Genomic DNA, 17,093 nt, shown 5'->3' with positions numbered 1-17,093 from the left:
CTTTGAAGTAGCAAAGGCTGGGCATCCGTCCGAAGATCAACAATGACCTCAAGCTCGGCGAATCAATTCCTGTTGGACTCGAATAGCCTCTACCAGGCGAGGGTGATTGCGCTCCGCTTCTGGAGTTACGATATCTATCTCTTCTCGATCCAGAATCGACTCGTAGCAATCGGAGAGAGTCGTGTAGAGGTAATCTACTCCCATGCCCGTCTCGGGCAACTCAAAGCAGTTCACAGTTCCCATGAGAAGCTGCTCCACTCCCAGGTCATCGCTTCGAGCGAGATACTCTTCCACTCGCCCCTCAAGCCCTTCAGGTGTGGAAGGAGAGACGTTCCCTCGAGATTCCTCATCTCGTAGCTGAGAAATGCTACTCCGAACCGCCTCCGCAGCCACCTCGTCGATCCTCGAATCGAACGTACCGAGCGTCCATTCCAACGCATCGGCGGCAACGCGCAGCCGTCGCCTTGGCGAGAGTAGTGAGATCTCCTCCTTGAAAGGCTTCATTTCAAGGTCCCAGAGTAGCATTCCTATTCAGCCTCTTTCGCTAGGGGTCGATCAGTCTAATATCTGGATAGTTTTCGAATCGACCGGCGCAGTCTTGTCTCTTCCTCCCACACGCGGGACGGCTAGGCGCTACGCGTCCAGAAGCAGGAAGCGCGCCCTGGTCAACTGCATTCAGCATGACTTGCTCGGCATCGGTCTGATCCGGTCCCGTGAACCTCTTGCCATTAACCCGCCGGTATCCAAGCTCGTCCGCCTTGTCACGCATCTGCGGGGACGTCTTGTTACGGTTGACAGTGTAGACCAGTTCCCCGTCTAGCTCACCCACAGCGACCGTAGTCTTCTGGTCTCGGAACTTCTGACGTAGCGGAGTGCTTCCCCCGTCGGCGTGCGCCTTGTGAATGGCCTTCGCATCAGCGCTCAGTTCGGCATCGCTCTTCTTCTGCCCTCCGCTGGATCCACGGCCACCAGACTCCCCGTCGCCGCGACCGCCTCCCTTGTCACCCTTGCTGCCGGATGGTGACCCTCCATCGTCGGCTTTGCCCTTAGCTGCTGGCTGCTCGCGAGGCTTCGCTGGAGCCGGATTTTCGGGTGCCTTTTTGGCGAAGGTGTTGGTGTTCGGCGGCGTCAGGTTGTCACTTGTTTTGACGAAATCTTCCGCCTTGTCGGCGGTTTTGGCGATGTCCTTGACCGTATCGACACCCTCGACCGCCTTATCGGCAGTTTTCAGCGCCTTGGCTGCGCTGGCACCGTAGCCAACGAGGGGGATCGCGGAACCGAAGGAGAGACCGGCATCCACGTAATTGCCTTCAGCGGCGTACCAGACTCCGTTGGCGACGTCGGCGACTTCGCCAACAACGGGGACGTAGCCGATGACGTCAAGGGTGAGATGGCCCCAGTCTGACCAGCCCCACAGTCCAGTGGGGTCGGTGAAGGCCAGGGGGTTGTTGTAGGAGTAGGAGTAGCCGTGCATCTGCTGGGGGTCGCTGGTGTCGACCACGGGATCCAGGGAGATGAAGCGGCCGGTGTTGGGGTCGTACTGGCGTGCTCCCAGGTGGACGAGTCCGGTCGAGGAGTCGACCGTGCCGCCGACGAACCCCTTGTCAGTGGGCCACGAGCCGTAATTGCCGTCTCGCGGATTACCGAAGGGCAGGAAACGGCGTTGCGTCACCGTCATCGTCTTGGCGTCGATGGCGATGTCGTTGGTGCCATGGTGGTCGCCTGCCAGGAAGGTGACCTTGCCGGAGTTATCGCGGACGGCGACGGTGGTGCCGTTGTGGCTGTAGTAGCGGGTTCCGGAAATTTGCCCGGTCTTCTTGTCGAGCTTGATCTCAGTGCCGCCGAGGTAGACGGTGGCGCTTCCGGCCTCCCGCCTCAACAGGCGGTTTCCGCCCGCGTCGTAAAGGAATTCGGTGGTGCCCTTTCCGGTGTCGGTGTTCTTGGCCAGGTGGCCTTCGACGTCCCAGTCGAGGGTGGAGTTCCAGCCGGGGAGCTGGCGGGTCTTGGTGTTACCGGTCTTGTCGTAGGTGTAGGTCTCGGACTTGTTGCCGTCCGGACCTGTCTGGGTCACTCCCTTGAGGGTGTGCGGCTGTGGTGAGCCCGGAGCCGGGTAGAAGTAGGTGCGGCTGGTGTCGCCTGCGGCCTTGTGGCTGACCTGGCCGGTGCGGTTGCCGACCGCGTCGTAGGAGAACGACTCCCAGTAGGGGGCGACTCCGCCGACGGTGTCTTGGGCGGGCTTGGCGGCGCAGGCTCCCGCCCCCTGGGCCCAGGCTTCGGTCAGTCGACGCAGGTAGTCGTACTGGAAGCATTGGACGTCGTGCTGGGTGGCGGGCTTGCCTTCGGGTTTGTCGGCGATCTGCAGGGGGTTGCCGGTGTCGTCGTAGTTGTAGAAGACGTGGGAGTCGGGGTTGCCGCCTCCGGTGCCTTCCCGGTCGACGCGGGCTTCGGTGAGCCTGCGGGTCGCGTCCTCGTAGCCGTAGGTCAGCGAGACCCACTTGTCGGCCGACGACAGGCCGAGCGTGTACTGGTAGGGCTCGCCGAAGTTGGAGTACTTGGCCTCCATGACGTAGGTGGACTGGCCCTTGGTGAACACTGGCAGACCGTTGAGGTCGTAGCCGGTGCGGATGGTCTCCTGGGGCAGTCCACCGACTGCGGGTTGCGTGGTGGAGTCCAGGGTGCCGTCGTCCCTGTAGGCGGCCGTCGCGGTATAGGTGTTGGCGAGTTTCTCCTCGCCTGGCACCGAAGGAACGGTCAGCGACGAGCCCTTGGGGCGGTAGCCGTCGTCGTAGCCCGTGACGGAGGTGACGTACTTGGCTCCGGTCTCACCGCCGACGTAGCGGGTGGAGCTGCTGGGTTGGCCCTTGGCGACGGTCCCGTCGGGCAGCTTGGTCTGGTCGTAGGACCACGATGTCAGCAGCGTGCCGGTGGCCGAGCCGGCCCGGACGGAGGTCTTGCGACCCAGGGCGTCGTAGGCGTAGTAGAGCTTGCGGCCTTCGGCGTCGCTGGTCCATTCGACCTGGTCCAGGTCGTTGTAGTGGGTCTCGCTGTCGCCCTTGTCGGGGTCGGTGGTCTTGGCGAGTCGCCCGAGGGTGTCGTATTCGTTGGTCCAGGTGTTTCCGGCCGGGTCGGTGACCGACGCCAGCTGGTTGCCCTTGTTGTAGGTGTAGCGGGTGGTGTCGTGCTCGCCTTCGGGGGTGGTGCCCTTGTACTGCCACAACTCGGTGGTGCGGCCTTGGGCGTCGACCAGGGTGGTGGTCGGCGTGGTGCCCCTGGGCGGGGTGGCGCTGACCCGGTCGCCACCGTAGGTGGTGGTGGTGGACCACAGTTCTTCGTTGCGGCTGCGTGCGGTCTGCTTGATCTTCCGTCCCGCGCCGTCGTATTCGGTGACGGTCTGGGTCGGCAGGTCGCCGGCGGTGACGTTCAGCAGCGAGGTGGTGGGGGCGTCCTTGTTCCAGAACGGCCCGTTGTCCTCGATCGCCAGGCCGCGGCTGTCGTAGACGGTTTCGGTCATGCTGCGGCCACCGTCAAGGGCAGACCCGGGGACCTGGCTCTGACGTTTGCGCATCATGCCGTCGAACAGGTCGTAGCTGGTGCTGATGTTGCCGTTGGGCATCAGCTTCTTGGTCGAGATGACCGTCGGGTCGTTCTGACGGATCAGGTACTCGTACTCAAGGTTCGGGCTGGTGCTGGTCGCTCTGCCGGGCAGCCATACCTTGCGGCGATGTCCGAGCGAGTCGTACACCATGGTGGTGACGCGCTTGTTGGCGTCGGTGGTGCCGGTGACCAGGCCCCAGGCCGGTTGCACGGTGGAGGTCACGGTGTGGCCGAGCGGGTTGGTGACGCTCATGCCGGTGACCGGGCCGCCGCTGGCGGGGATGTAGTTGGTCTTGGTGGTGTTGTCCTTGGCGTCGGTCGAGGTGAGGACGCGTCCGTTGGGGTCGAAGGTGACTCGGGCGGTCGCCAGGTAGTTCGGCTTGCCGTCGGTGTAGCCGGTCATCTTCTCGGTCTTGACCGCGTCGCCGGCGCCGTTGTAGGTGGTCTTCACATCGGAGATCACGTTCTTCGGGCGTTCGATCGCCGGGTCGCCGCACTTGGCGTTGAGGGTCTCCACCCGTCCGACCAGGGTCAGCAGCCATTTGTCGCTGTTGCGCGCGTAGGTGTTGAGCGTGCAACCCTCGTCGTTGGGCTTGCTGAGGTCGCCCATGTCGGTGCTGGTGAGCAGCATCCCGTAGTCGTCGTAGGTGTTGTCGACGCGGGTTCGCCGCCAGCCTCCTGCGGCCAGGGCCGTGCGGTTCTCGGTGAGGGCGGTGCCGACCAGGTAGGCCTTGTCGTCGGTGTCGGTCGCGGTGGGTTCGGAGATCCACGGGACGGTGACCGAGCCGGAGACGACCTTGCCGTTGTTGTAGGTGACCTGTTCGAGCTGGTATCCCTGCCAGCGGTCCTTGTCGGCGACGGAGGCGACGCGACCGACCGGGTCGCCGGTCCAGCGCGGCTCCACGACACTGTCGGCGCCGAGCGAGACGTTGATGTCACGCCGCTTGGTGCCATCGGCGTTCAGCCGGTCGTTGTCCATGCCGCGCAGGTAGGTGAACTCGGTGACCTGCTGCCCGGGACCGGGCCGCCCCTTGGCGATCTGGACCTTGGAGAAGCCCCGGTACTGGCTCCAGGTGCGTTCCTTGTGCTTGACCAGTTCGCTGTTGTCCCAGTGCCAGGCGGGCTTGTCCAGGTACTTGTAGTAGGTCTCGACCGGGACGCCGCCGCCGGTGCGGTTGTCCTCGACCACCGATTCCACGACGTACTTTTGGAACCAGTCCTTCACCGGGGTGGATTGGTTGATCGGGGTCCAGAACGCCGGGTAGCAGTAGCGGTCGTTGGTCGCCGGGTCGGCGTCCTTGACGTCGGCCGGGGTGCACTTGGGCTCGGAGTAGTTGACCGAGATGGTGCCGCCGGACTCCGAGACGATGGCCCGGACTCGGTTCTTGATCAGCGGAAGGCGGTTGTCGGAGCCGGAGTCGACGCGGTTGGCGCGCTGCACCGGGTCGAAGACGACGTCGGGGAGGGTGAGGTCACCGCCCTCGATCCCCGCGCCGGTGGCCATACCCTTGTGGTGGATCCGGTCGAGCCACAGCTGCCTGCTCAGTCCTTCGCCCACGTCCAGGAATTTGTGGTCGAAGGTCCACTGGTCGACCGGCTTGTAGGTCTTGCTCGCCGGGTCGTAGACCTGGGTGGTGAGACTCGACAGCATCTTGGTGGTGAAGAAGGACGGGCCGGGCTGGTCCTCACACGGCTTCTTGTCCTTGTCGTCGGGGTCCTTCTCACCGGTGCAGATCTGGTCGAACGGCACGTCCGGCCAGTTGTTCTTGGTCTCCTTCTTCAACTCGGCGTAGGTGCAGGTGACCGAGCCGGTCTTCATGCAGCGCTCTTCGACGCCGAAGGACACCCGGGCGGGTGCGGGCGTGGTGGTCTCGCTGCCCTCGCGCTGGCCGTACTCGACGTGGTCCAGGTAGCCGCCGCGGATGTAGCTGTCGACGGTGTCGGCCTCGTTGCGGCCGTACTTGTTGGACTCGGTCTTGTAGAAGTAGGTCATCGAGTTGCCGTGCGCGTCGACGACGTAGTCCAGGTTCCAGCGCCAGCCTTGGTTGCAGAACGACGAGGCGAAGGTGTCGGCGTGGCAGGGCTCGTTGTCGTCATCGCCGAAGACCGGGGCCGTCCAGGCCGAGTTCAGCAGCTGGCCGTCCTGGGCGGAGCGTCGACCACGACCGAAGTAGTAACGAGTGCCGTCAGGGGTGGTGACCAGCCAGTACTCGTGGTCCTTGTCGTCGTTGAATCCGTCGAACTTGCGCTCGATTCGGGTTCCGTCGTCGGACTTCAGTCGCCACTCGTTGGCCGACTTCTTGACCAGTTCCCCGGCCCGTCCGCCGAACGACATGGTGGCGTTGTCGGTGCCCCAGCACAGGTCGTGCTTGGCGCCCTTGCCATCGCCGTCATCGTCGTCATGGCCGTCGTCGGTGCACGAGCGGTACTTGCGCTCGATGAAGCCGGGCGCCATCTCGAAGCCGTCACCGACCCAGGACGGCTGGTTGTTGACCGAGGCGACCCGGCCGTCGATGCCGCCGGAGTTGTACTGCAGCGACAACTCCGGCGTCGGGCCGCCGAGACCCGGTGCCACCCGGAAGGGGTACTTCCAGGAGAACGAGCCCGACTGCGCCGCCACCTGCCAGGTGGCCGAGGGCGACAGGGAGGTCGCCGAGTAGTCGCCGGCCTGGCCGGACGGGCCGGCGGTGGCGGCCAGCACCATCCCGGTCGCCGGGGCGTTGACCCGTGCGACCAGCTTTTGATCGCGCACGTTGTTGTGCGCGCCCTTGATGGGAATGCGGGTCCGACACTGCTTGAGCTGCGGAGTGTTCAGGGAGCAGTCGGGCAGCGCCACCAGTGTCAGCCGGGAACCGAAGTCACCGCCGTAGACGTTGGCGAATCCCGCGTAGTCGACGGTCACCTCGACCGGGCCGCTGACGGCGGTCGGCGCCTGCGCCGGTGGGGTGGCCGGCGGAGCCGCCTTCGCCGTGGTGCCCTTGTCGGCGGGGGCATCGGTGCCGGCCGGGGGCGATGCCGGTGACGCTTGGGGCGTCACCTTGACGACGATGCCGCCGACGCCCAGGTGTTGGGCCGCCTTGTGGTCGAGCAGGTCGACCTGGACGCGCTCCGCCGTGGCGGGCGGCACCGCCAGGCCTCGCTTCGGTGCAGCCGTCGGACCGCGGCCGACCCAGATGGGCAGACCGCCCGCCTTGACGGGTGCTCCGGCATCAGCGGCTCGAAGTCCGGTTTTGTTCGAGTCTCCGGTCGCGGCTCCCGACGCCTTCAGGTCGACGGTGGCCGTGCCCGCGTCCGGCCACCTCCCTTCGGGGAGGGGTTTTTCGGCTGCGGCGATGATCGGGCTTCGGGTGAACGGTTTGGCTTTCACCTCCTCCCCGGGGACCGACCTCATCTTCTGGGTGGGAGGGCGCTGGTCGCGCCATTTGGGGGTCGCGTTGGCGGGCACGGCAGATGCCAGTGTCCCCGCCAACAGAACGGCCATTGCGGTGGATACCTGCGGGACCCACCTGCGGCCGCCTCTCCGGCGACTACGCATCAACAACCTCTCGGGTTCCCGGACATGGGCAGAATGAGAGAGGGCCGGCGCGTCCGGAAACGCCGGCCCTCAGATCAGGGGGGGTCAGGCCGTGGTGTGCGCGAGTTCGTCGATCTCGCTGTCCTTCAGGACGGACTGGAAGATCCGCACGTCATCGACATCGGCGCTCCAGGGGTCGACCCAGGTCTTGTTGTACTGGTGCCGACCGACTTCCACGGGGCCTGCCGCGTTGTCGGGCGCAACATAGTGAGTGGACAGGACAGGTTGTCCACCGACGTAGAGGGTGAGGGTCTCGTTCTCGTTGTCGTAGGTGGCGGCCAGGTGTACCCAGGAACCCAGGTTCTCCTTGGCGGAGTCCTCCCCGGCCAGCACTCGGGTCGGAGCCGATTCGCCCTCGTTGGGCAGGTTGCCCATCGCATACCAGGAGTTGACCTCCTGAGACTTGCCGTTCACCGTGAGGGTCTTCAGGAAGCCGATAGAGATACCGGTGTGCAGCAACCCGTTCTTGCTCAGGATCGTCGCGTTCGCGGTGGGCAGCTGGGAAAGCCGCACCCACGTGGACAGGGTGAAGCTCTTGTCACTTCGAAACTCGGTGAACGGTGCGCTTTCGGCGAAAGAAGTGGATTTGCCGGCGAAGCGAGCCGCCTTGCCCACCTGGCCGTCGGTGATCGCGGCGGTGCCGTTGAGCGTGAGCGGGTGGGTGGTTCCGATGGTCGTGCTGTCGGCACCGTCGCCGTCGAGCTTCCACCAGGCGTTGGACACTGGGCAGTCGCGGCTGGCCGGCTGGCACTCGGGGCGCTTCACCTCGAACGGATACTCGGCCGGGGTCTTGCTGCGGTTGCCGGCTTTGTCGATCGTCCGGACGAACAGCGTCAGCAGGCCATAGCGGCCGGGTCTTACTTCGGCCGTCCAAGCGCTGCCGTCGGCGGACTTGGTCGCCGGCTTGAAGGTGGTCGAGTTGTCCAGTGCCCACTCGACGGCGTTGACGTCCTTGTCGTCAGCGGCGGGGGTGAACCGGAACACTCCGGATTGGGAGGGGCCGCCCTGGGCACCGGCGGTGTTGTCGTAGGGGTTGCCGGGGTCCAGTGAGATCGTCGGCGGGCTTGGCAGGCTCGTGTCGATGGTGAACTCGCAGACCGCCGACTTGGGGCTGAGGTTGTCGTTGTATCCGGCTCCCGAACCGTCGTCGGTGTAGACCTGCCAGCCGTAGGAGCCATTGGCCAGGTTCGGCAGGCGGACCGAATGCTGTCCGGCCTTCGCAGCCGCCGTGGTGATCTTCTTGCGTGTCTGCGGCGTGGCCAGCGACCAGTATTCGAAGTTCGAGATCAGGTTCTGGTTGTCCTTGTCCCCGACCGTCGCCCGCAGATAGGGGTTCAGTTCGTTGAGGTAGGGCCGGTTGGCCCCTGTCTGGCAGGCCAGCGGCGTGGTTCCGGTCTTCAGGTCCCGGGGCTGGTCGGGCCGGGTGTTGTAGGTGATCTCCAGGGCGGGGTTGTTCTGCAGCCTCTTCCACTTGGCGGTGTCGTCCTCGTCGGCCATGTTGAGGCCGAAGGTGATCTTCGGCCATTCCTTGACCGCGGTCCGCATCGTGGAGGTCAGGTTCTCGTTGGTTTCGGCGGGGTTGTCCTTGAACTCGATCTGCCCCTGCGAGGTCGAGCACTTGTCCCCGCGGTTGGGGCCGACCTCGCGGTCGCCCAGCAGGTCGACGTTGGTCGGCCGGGCGCTCCAGCTGATGCTTTTGCGCTTTCCGCCGGAGTCGGTCAGCGGGCTCACCCGGCGCAGCTCGACCTTGGCGGTGACGCAGGAGAACGTGTAGTACTGACCGATCCGGAACGTCGCGCTGCGCACGTTGCGTCCGTTCCACCCGGCCATGGAGAACTCGAAGTACTCCCGCGCCGTGAACCCGGACGAATCACAGAGATAGTAGTTTCCGCCGATGGTGGCGCCGCTGCAGCGCCCGATGCCACGGCTGTCACTGCGGCCGTCGAAGGTCCAGTCGGTCTCGCCGTTGCTCGCCACGTAGACGGCCTGGGTCTTGGTCGGGTACCCCACCGGCGGGTCGATGTAGACCGGGAACTTGGTCGCCGGGTCCGCCAGCATCTTCTGGTCGGGGACGACCGTGAGCTGCTTGTCGGAGACCTCCAGGTTCATCGGGACGACCTTGTCGCCCGCCAGCGGGCCGGTCGCGCGGACATCTTCGGGTCCCTGGCCGCCCGCCTGCGCCGACGAAGGGTTCTGTGCTCCGGAGGAGTCCCACATGAGCGGCTTTTGGGATTGGAGGACCACCTTGCCGCTGGTGTCTTCCAGGGCGAGCCCGCCGTCGTCGGTCTTGGCTGCCTTGGCCTGTTTGGCGGCCATGGCCAACTGCAGTTTGGCCAGCTCCGGATTGCGGGCGGCTTGGGCGTCCTTGACCACGAGGACCTGCTTGAAGCCAGTGGCGAACGCTCGCATCTGCAGGTCGACGCCCGACAGGACGTCAGGGTAGGTGGCAGTGTCGCCTTGGAGCCGGGGCTTGGGGAGGTTCTTCAGCCAGTCGAGCGTGACGCCCTTGCCGCCCTCGGCGATGCGCACCAGGTGGTCGTCGCCTCCGCCGGAGAACGACAGGGTGTCGATGGTGCTCGTCTTCGGCCCGATCGAGCCGTCGCTGCGCTGCTCCAGGTTCAGATCGATGGGTTTCCACGATCCGTCGGGCGCATGAACCCGCGTGGGTTGGACAGTCTGCACCGAGGTGAAGCTGCCGTCCGGGTTGGCCCAGGTAGTGAGGTTCTCCCCGCGCATGCCGGTGACCTCGACCTGCTTGCCGGTGCTGCGCGCCTGTGCCGAAGCCCCGGCCTCAGTGCTCGGGTCGGCTTTGAGCGGGGTGGCATCGGCCGACTGCGGAAGCACCGCGATCTGCGCGGTGACCGCGAGAGCAGCGGTAAAAGCTGCCAACAGGCTCAGCCGCGGTCTCCGGGCCGTTGACCGATGCCTAAATCCTGATTCTTCTGCCAACCCGGGTCGGCCGTGTCCATGACGCAGAGCGCCACCTCCTCACGAAGGCGTACAGCTCGCCCCGTGAACACGGTCAGTGACCGGCACGGTGCAACTGTAAGCAAGGTTTTCTGATCATGCGGAAGCTAGTCAGGACACGGAACGTAGTCAATGGATGATCATCCTGTGACCCAGATCACGTCGGCTACGTACCGGAACCTTGGAGCAACATTAAAGTGATCTTAATTTTGGACATTTGGGACATCATGCTCAAAAAACAACGTCAGCAGGGCTTTGCGAAACCACCGCTTCCAAGATCGCCCTTTTGCGCAGTGATCTGAGTCACACTAGCGCCGGGTAAACCGGGTCTTTACGATGGGCGTCTTCATGAGTCGATCACCTTTCTTTCAGCTTCGTCGGCTGCACAGCGTGATCGATCGTGACATCCGTCATCGGCATGGAAGGACCGCACGTGGCCCCTTGGCGCACCGTCGGCACGGCTGGTGTGGGCGCATCATCGCTACTATTAGTGATGGCCGTCGCGCCGACCCCCGCGCGGGCCTCGGCGGAGTCTGCCGCTCTCTCCCCCACCGCCAGTCAGGGGCCACACCGGTCGGTCTTGCGCCTGGGCGCTGCCTCCACCGGCACTCCGTCGTTCGGTGAGGCGACGGTCCTGAGGCTCCCCTTGACCGCCAACGGGTACACCGCGCGGAACGTGCGGGTGTGGGTCACCTCGGCTCCACACTGGACGGAACCGCAATGCGTCACGGCGGCCGACGAGGCCTGCGATCTGGGCGAGATACCCGCTGCCGGGCCAAGACACAGCGTGACGTTGAAGGTCAGGCTGCACCTGCCCCGGTCCGGTCCCCCGATCTGGGTTCGTGTCCAGATCAGTGTGGTCGCCGACAACGCCGATCGCGTGACCGGACACACGACGCTGCGGGTCGCGCCGCCTGGGCGGAGCACGCCCGCCCCCGCGCTGTCGGTGGAGCCTTCTCCGCCTCGTCCGGCTCACCACCTCGCGCCCACACATCGGCCGAGCCGTACATCCACCTCGGCTTCGCCGCCCACCAGCAAGCCTCCGGTGCCGACCTCGGCGACCGTATTGCCGCTGCCGGTACCGAGGAGCCGACAGGTAACCCTTCCGGAGATCGCGGCAGCCCCCTCGCCGGTGGGCGGGTCTGCTGTCTTGCCGTCGGTCTCCCTGCGCGCCGCCCACTCATCCGAGCAGCCACGCCGACTGGTCGTGATCGGCCAGGCGAGTTGGCTGATGTTTCTGCTGGCCATAGGCGCGGTGGTGTTGTCCCGGCTGCTTCGGCCGACCAGCGCCGGTCGTCTCAGTTCGTCCACGCTCCTGCGGCATCGACCTGCGGCTCCTGCCCGTGGGCGAAGAGCGCGCGGCGACCGCACAGCTGCTGGTGGCCCGGCCGCTCCAGATTCGAAGCCATCGGTCGAGCCTTCCCTGCACGCAGGCGGCTCTAGGTTCGGGCCGCCGCGCCGGTTGCGCTTCCCTCCGCGCAGCGATCTGTGACCTTGCCAGGGGTCTGCTCCTGGTCCTCCAGCCCGGGGGTCATCGCCGGGTTCTCGCTAGAAAGCCCTCCTTATGTCTTCTGCCTTTCCCCGGCTGGCGCTCGCGTCGGCGGCACTGCTGGCGAGTTCAGTAGCGATCTCGATCGTCGCCGTGCCTCCGGCTGCTGCGGCCGTGACCACCGGGACGCTGTTCAACAAGCCGCTCGGCACCGACGTGGAACGCAGCACCATCAACACGCACCTCATCAACCTGATCAACGGAGCCGCCGTCGGCTCTACGATCCGGATGTCGGTGTGGGGGATCAACTCGACACCAGTGGTGGACGCGTTGATCGCGGCGGCCCAGCCCGGGCGCGCGGTCAGCGTTCAGGTGATCTCGGACTACTGGGCCAGCAAGGACCTAGACCCCTACAAGAAGCTGGCCGCGGCGCTGGGGACCGACAAAGCCAAGCCGTCCTGGACGATGTTGTGCTCGCCCAAGGACGCCGGTGACGCGGCCAAGGAGGGCGCCTGCATCGGGTCGGCGGGCAGTCCCAAGAACCACAACAAGTTCTACCTCTTCTCCCACACCTCCGGCGCGACCAACGTGGTGGTGCAGTCCACCGCCAACCTGACCAACGGCATCGGCGGGCTGGACGGCTGGAACAGCGCGAGCACGATCGTCGGCAACGACGCTCTGTTCACCAGCTACGCCGGCTACTTCGCCGACCTGGCCGCCCAGCGCAAGAGCGACGACTATTACACCGTCCGCCCGCCTGTCGCTTCGGGCAACGCCAAGGTCTACTACTTCCCGCGCAAGGAGACCACGGCCGCCGACAAGGGGGACACCGTACTCGCCGCGCTCAACGCGGTGTCCTGTACCGGGAGCACCACCGTTGGGACTCCCACTGACCACCGCACCGTGGTGCGGGTGGCGATGTTCTCCTTCACGCGCGACGCGGTCGCGCGCAAGCTGCACGACCTGGACCAGGCGGGCTGCTATGTCGACGTCGTCTACACCACGATCGACGACGGTTCACGGACCGAACTCACCGCTCCTTTCACCTCCTATGGAGGTGCACGAGTTCGCACCTTCTCCGACGCCAAGAAGGACAACGGGGTCCATTCGAAGTATCTGACGATCGAAGGAACCTATGACGGCGTCACCAACGAGAAGATCGTTTTCATGGGGAGCCATAACTACACCACGGCCGCCCTGCGGGAGAACGACGAGACGCTTTTGAAAATCAACGATGACGCGATCCATGACGCCTACAAGGCGAACTTCAACGAGGTGGCCGCGGCGACCGACGTGGTGATCGCTTCCGGGACGAGCAGCACGTTCCTCCCGGGCGGAGCCCCCGCGCTCGGTCCCGACCACGACACCACCGTTCCGGACGGCTTCGACCAGGACGACCTGCACGGATACCGATAGGCGCGCAAGCGTTCCCTGGCGGACGCGGCCGGCTCCAGGGGGCGGGCCTCGTTGAGAGGACCTGGCCACCGCTGCCGGCCGCTGCGGCTCCGGGACGCGAGCCGCACGTGATGAATCACTCGTTTACACCACACAGACTTGCCCCGGCCAGATGCGTCAACACCCTGGTCGGGGAGTTTGTTGGCCGTTTTAGAAAGGAGTTCCGCGTGTCCGTGACCGGGGATATGGGTCGCGCGGGAGAAAACTCAGGAGACAGCGCCCCCCAGGCTGCGCCGCCGGAGGCGGGAAGATCGGCCAAGCAGCGGATCGGGGCCTTACTGTCACCGGAAATGCGGTTGAGGCTCTCCAACTCGCTGTTCCAGCGCCGCCACCGTCATCTGCGTGACGGTTATCTGATGCTCCCGGTGAACGGCCGGTTGCGGGTGGCCGGGATGCGGGCGGACGCGTCACCTCTGCAGGCGTGGCGGGAGACGCTGGAGTTCGTCTGCTCGGTGTTGTCGGCGGCGTCGGTGCCGTTCTTCTGCCTGCGTCCCACGGACTTCCGGGCCTCCGGGGTCGCCGTGCCGAGCACCTACCAGAAGCGCGCGGTGGAGGCGCTGGCCTCGGCCGCCGCGCAGGTGTACGCGCAGGTCGGTCCGGTGAACGACCCGGACGGGAGCCGCGCCTCCAGTGGCCCGGAGGCATGGGTGCGGATGGGGGCGCGCAAGGCGTTCCGGGTTTCGCGGAACTTCTGTGCGCCCGGCGGGGAGATGATCCTGGGGCCCGAGCACGGCTGCGTGGTGGAGTTCTGGGAGGCGCGGGACGGGGAACTGGTGGCTCCGCGCAACAACCGCATCACCGACGTGCTGTCCCCCGACGGTGAGATCACCTACGTTCCGGCGTCCGTGCTGACTCCGATGGCGGGCCGGGACGACGCCGAGGCGCGCTATCCCACCAGAACCGACTTCCTGCTGCCGGTCGCCGACGAGGTCACCTTTCCCATCGACGTGGTCTACACGTGGGTGGACGGCGGCGATCCGGCGTGGCGGGCCCGCCGGGACGCCGCGCACGAGCGGGTCACCGGGCAGGCGTTGCACGAGCAGGCGGCCAACGAGTCCAGGTACATCAGCCGCGACGAGCTGCGGTACTCGCTGCGCAGCCTGGCGCTGTTCGCGCCCTGGGTGCGACACATTTACCTCGTCACCGACGCTCAGGTGCCGTCCTGGTTGAACACCGCTCATCCGAAGATCACGGTGGTGGACCACAAGGAGATCTTCGGTGACCGCGGCGTGCTGCCGACGTTCAACTCGCACGCCATCGAGTCGCAGCTGCACCACATCGAGGGGTTGTCCGAGCACTTCCTGTACTTCAACGACGATGTGTTCCTCGGGCGTCCGCTCGCGCCGACCTCGTTCTTCCATCCCAACGGGACCGGTAAGTTCTTCCCGTCCAGCAAGCGGGTGGACCTGCGCGACCGGTCGGCGGCCGACCAGCCCGCGACGGCCGCCGGGAAGAACACCCGGCGGTTGATCGAGCGGACTTTCGGCGGGGTGCCGCTGGCGCGGATCAAGCACACCCCTCACGCGTTGCGGCGCAGCGTGCTGACGGAGATCGAGCACCAGTTCGCCGAGGAGAGCGCGGAGACCGCGGCGCACCAGTTCCGGCACCCGGACGACGTGGCGATCCCGTCCTCGCTGTACCACTACTACAGCTTTTTCACCGGCCGTGCGGTCGAGGCCGACATGGCCTACCGGTACATCAACCTGGCCGCCCCGGACGCCGCCGAGCGGCTGGCCACGGCCCTGGACCAGCGGCCGTACGACTGCTTCTGCATCAACGACACCGAGTTCGACGCGGGCGCGGCCGTGCAGCAGCACCAGCTGGTCGAACGGTTCCTGCGGTCGTACTTTCCGGTGCCGAGCCCGTTCGAGATCGGAACGGGCCAATGAGGTCGTTCATCCCGATGCGGCAGCGTGCCGTGATCGGTGTCGTGCTGCTGCTCCTGCTGGGCGCGGTGGCGGTCCGGGAACTGCACGGCCGCCGCACGGCCCGGACGACCCGGACCGCCGGGCCGACGTCGGTCACGTTCATGCAGGTGGTCGCCCATCCGGACGACGATCTGTACTTCATCAACCCCGACCTGGTCCAGTCGGTGCGGTCAGGGTCGCCGGTGACCACGGTTTATGTCACCGCCGGGGAGGCCAACGGGCAGAACATCGCGCAGGGCGCGCCGGAGATCCCCACCGACTATCCGGGTTACATCGCCGCGCGGCACGCCGGGCTGCGGCGTGCCTACGCGCAGATGGCGACCGGGAACCCGAACGCGGCGTGGAGCCGGGGCGTGCTGCCCACCGACGAGGGACCGGTCGAGTCCGACACCCTGACCGAGCGGCCGAACGTGCGGCTGGTGTTCCTCAACACCGGTAACTGGCGCGGTCCTGACGGGAAGATGCAGCGCCTGATGGGGTTGTGGGAGAACAGGGTCAAGCAGCTGGCGACCCGGCCCGCGCTCGGCAGTCCGGTCCGCAGGTCGCTGTCCTACACGCGCGCCGAGCTGATCGGGCAGTTGGACGAGCTGATGCGGCGGTTCCGGCCGTCGGTGATCCGGACCCTGGATCCCGACCCGGAGCGCGGGGGCGACTTCAAGGGGTTCGAGCATCGCGTCGACCACCCGGACCACACCGCCACGGCGCTGATGACGCGGGAGGCGGCGCGCCGCTACCAGAAGCAGGTCAGCGGGCCGGTGGTGACCGAGTACTACCGGGGTTACTACAACCGGCACTGGCCCGCCAACCTCAGCGGCAAGGCGTTCGAGGAGAAGATGTCGTTCATCCGCACCTACGGATGGGCCGACAAGGGCGGCTTCCCCTGCCACGAGCCCGGCGGGTGCGGGGACCTGCAGACCGGGAACTCCGGCGAGCGCAACGGCTGGCCGCAGAGCACCCATACCCGCTACGTCGGCTCGACCCGTTGGATGCAGCCCCAGGCCGACGGACGGCTGACGGCGTTCGCGGTGGTCAGCGACAGGGTGACGCGCTGGGAGCAGGACCGGCCGGGCGGCCGATGGCGTCCGGGCGTGCCGATGTCGGACCCCGGGTTCGTCTCCGACCTGGACGTGGCCCGCCTGCCGGACGGCCGCCTGGCGGTGTTCGGCCTGCGGGTGCTGCGGACCACCGCGCTGACCAAGCCCCGCTACCGGATCATGTACGCGCGGCAGGACCGTCCCAACGGGCCGTTCGGCGACTGGCGCGACCTGGGCAACCCGGCCGGGTTCGCCGTGGTCCGCGAGCGCGACGCCGGAGCGCCGGTGACGGCCGTGGACGGCGCGGGCCGGATCGCGGTGTTCAGCCGCAACGCCGGGCAGGGGGTCAGCGTCCGCTACCAGAACCCCGACCAGACGTTCGGGCCGTGGATCGATCTGGGCGGCAAGCGCGTCCAGGACGGGCTCACCGCCGCAACCGACGCCTCGGGACGCATCGAGGTGTTCGGGGCGGCGATCCCCGCCTGGGCCAAGTGGCGATGGAACAAGCCGCCGGGCACGCCGGGCCTGTGGCACTGGCGGCAGCCCGGCCCCGGCCGGCCGCTCGAAGGGCCCGGTGAGTGGGTGCCGACGAAGACGGGCGTGACCGGACCGCTGACGATGACGCGCGATGGACAGGGCCGGTTGAGCCTGCTCGCACGGCAGGTCGGCGGGCCCGGCACGCTGGCGTTCCGGCAGCAGACCCCGGACGGGGCATGGCCCGGGCAGCCCGAGGTCCTGCCGGGACCGGGCGGAGTGGGACCGGTCGGCGCGGTGGGCACCGGTCCGCTGCTGGTCGGGCGCGACGCGTCCGGCGGGGTGGGCGCCTCGCTGGGCGGGACCCGCTGGCAGGACGCGCCGGGCCTGTTCATGCACGCCCCCGCCACCGTGGCGGACGGGCAGGGCCGGGCCGTCACAGCCGTGCTGGACACCCTCGGACGACTCCGGGTGACCCGCCCGTACGCCCTCGCCGGTTCCGGAGCCGACGCGGCCCGATGGCAGTGGCAGAGCGTCGGCGTGCGAGCGTCCAGTGACGAGTGAGAGCAGGAGACGAC

General features: G+C 66.7%; 7 protein-coding genes. 3 read left to right on the top strand and 4 right to left on the bottom strand.

Annotation, left to right across the window (positions count from 1 at the left end; genetic code table 11):
• Positions 1-48 precede the first annotated feature (48 nt).
• The 4 genes from ACFPCY_RS06020 to ACFPCY_RS06005 form a co-directional block, all read right to left on the bottom strand.
• Entirely contained in the window at positions 49-525 is a 477-nt protein-coding gene (locus tag ACFPCY_RS06020; RefSeq protein ID WP_378252609.1) for a hypothetical protein, read from the bottom strand.
• 19 nt (positions 526-544) lie between these two features.
• The gene (locus tag ACFPCY_RS06015) at positions 545-6,961 is read right to left on the bottom strand and encodes an RHS repeat domain-containing protein (protein WP_378252608.1); all 6,417 of its coding nucleotides are present in this window, start codon (positions 6,959-6,961) and stop codon (positions 545-547) included.
• Between the two features lie 252 nt (positions 6,962-7,213).
• Positions 7,214-10,057, bottom strand: a complete 2,844-nt coding sequence (locus tag ACFPCY_RS06010; RefSeq protein ID WP_378252607.1) for a LamG domain-containing protein — start codon at positions 10,055-10,057, stop codon at positions 7,214-7,216.
• A gap of 1,050 nt (positions 10,058-11,107) precedes the next feature.
• Positions 11,108-11,446, bottom strand: a complete 339-nt coding sequence (locus ACFPCY_RS06005) for a hypothetical protein (protein ID WP_378252606.1) — start codon at positions 11,444-11,446, stop codon at positions 11,108-11,110.
• 253 nt (positions 11,447-11,699) lie between these two features.
• On the opposite strand from ACFPCY_RS06005, the gene ACFPCY_RS06000 reads away from it, so the two are divergent.
• From ACFPCY_RS06000 to ACFPCY_RS05990, 3 genes are all read left to right on the top strand, one after another.
• Entirely contained in the window at positions 11,700-13,040 is a 1,341-nt protein-coding gene (locus ACFPCY_RS06000; RefSeq protein WP_378252605.1) for a phospholipase D-like domain-containing protein, read from the top strand.
• 329 nt (positions 13,041-13,369) lie between these two features.
• Positions 13,370-14,968, top strand: a complete 1,599-nt coding sequence (locus ACFPCY_RS05995; protein ID WP_378252604.1) for a stealth family protein — start codon at positions 13,370-13,372, stop codon at positions 14,966-14,968.
• Positions 14,965-17,079, top strand: coding sequence for a PIG-L family deacetylase (locus ACFPCY_RS05990; protein WP_378252603.1), 2,115 nt, complete (start codon positions 14,965-14,967; stop codon positions 17,077-17,079). Before ACFPCY_RS05995 ends, ACFPCY_RS05990 begins: the two co-directional genes overlap by 4 nt.
• The last annotated feature ends 14 nt before the right edge of the window (positions 17,080-17,093 follow it).

Source organism: Actinomadura gamaensis, assembly GCF_042652125.1.
GTDB lineage: Bacteria > Actinomycetota > Actinomycetes > Streptosporangiales > Streptosporangiaceae > Spirillospora > Spirillospora gamaensis.
This window is presented reverse-complemented; position numbering and strand designations above follow the sequence as displayed.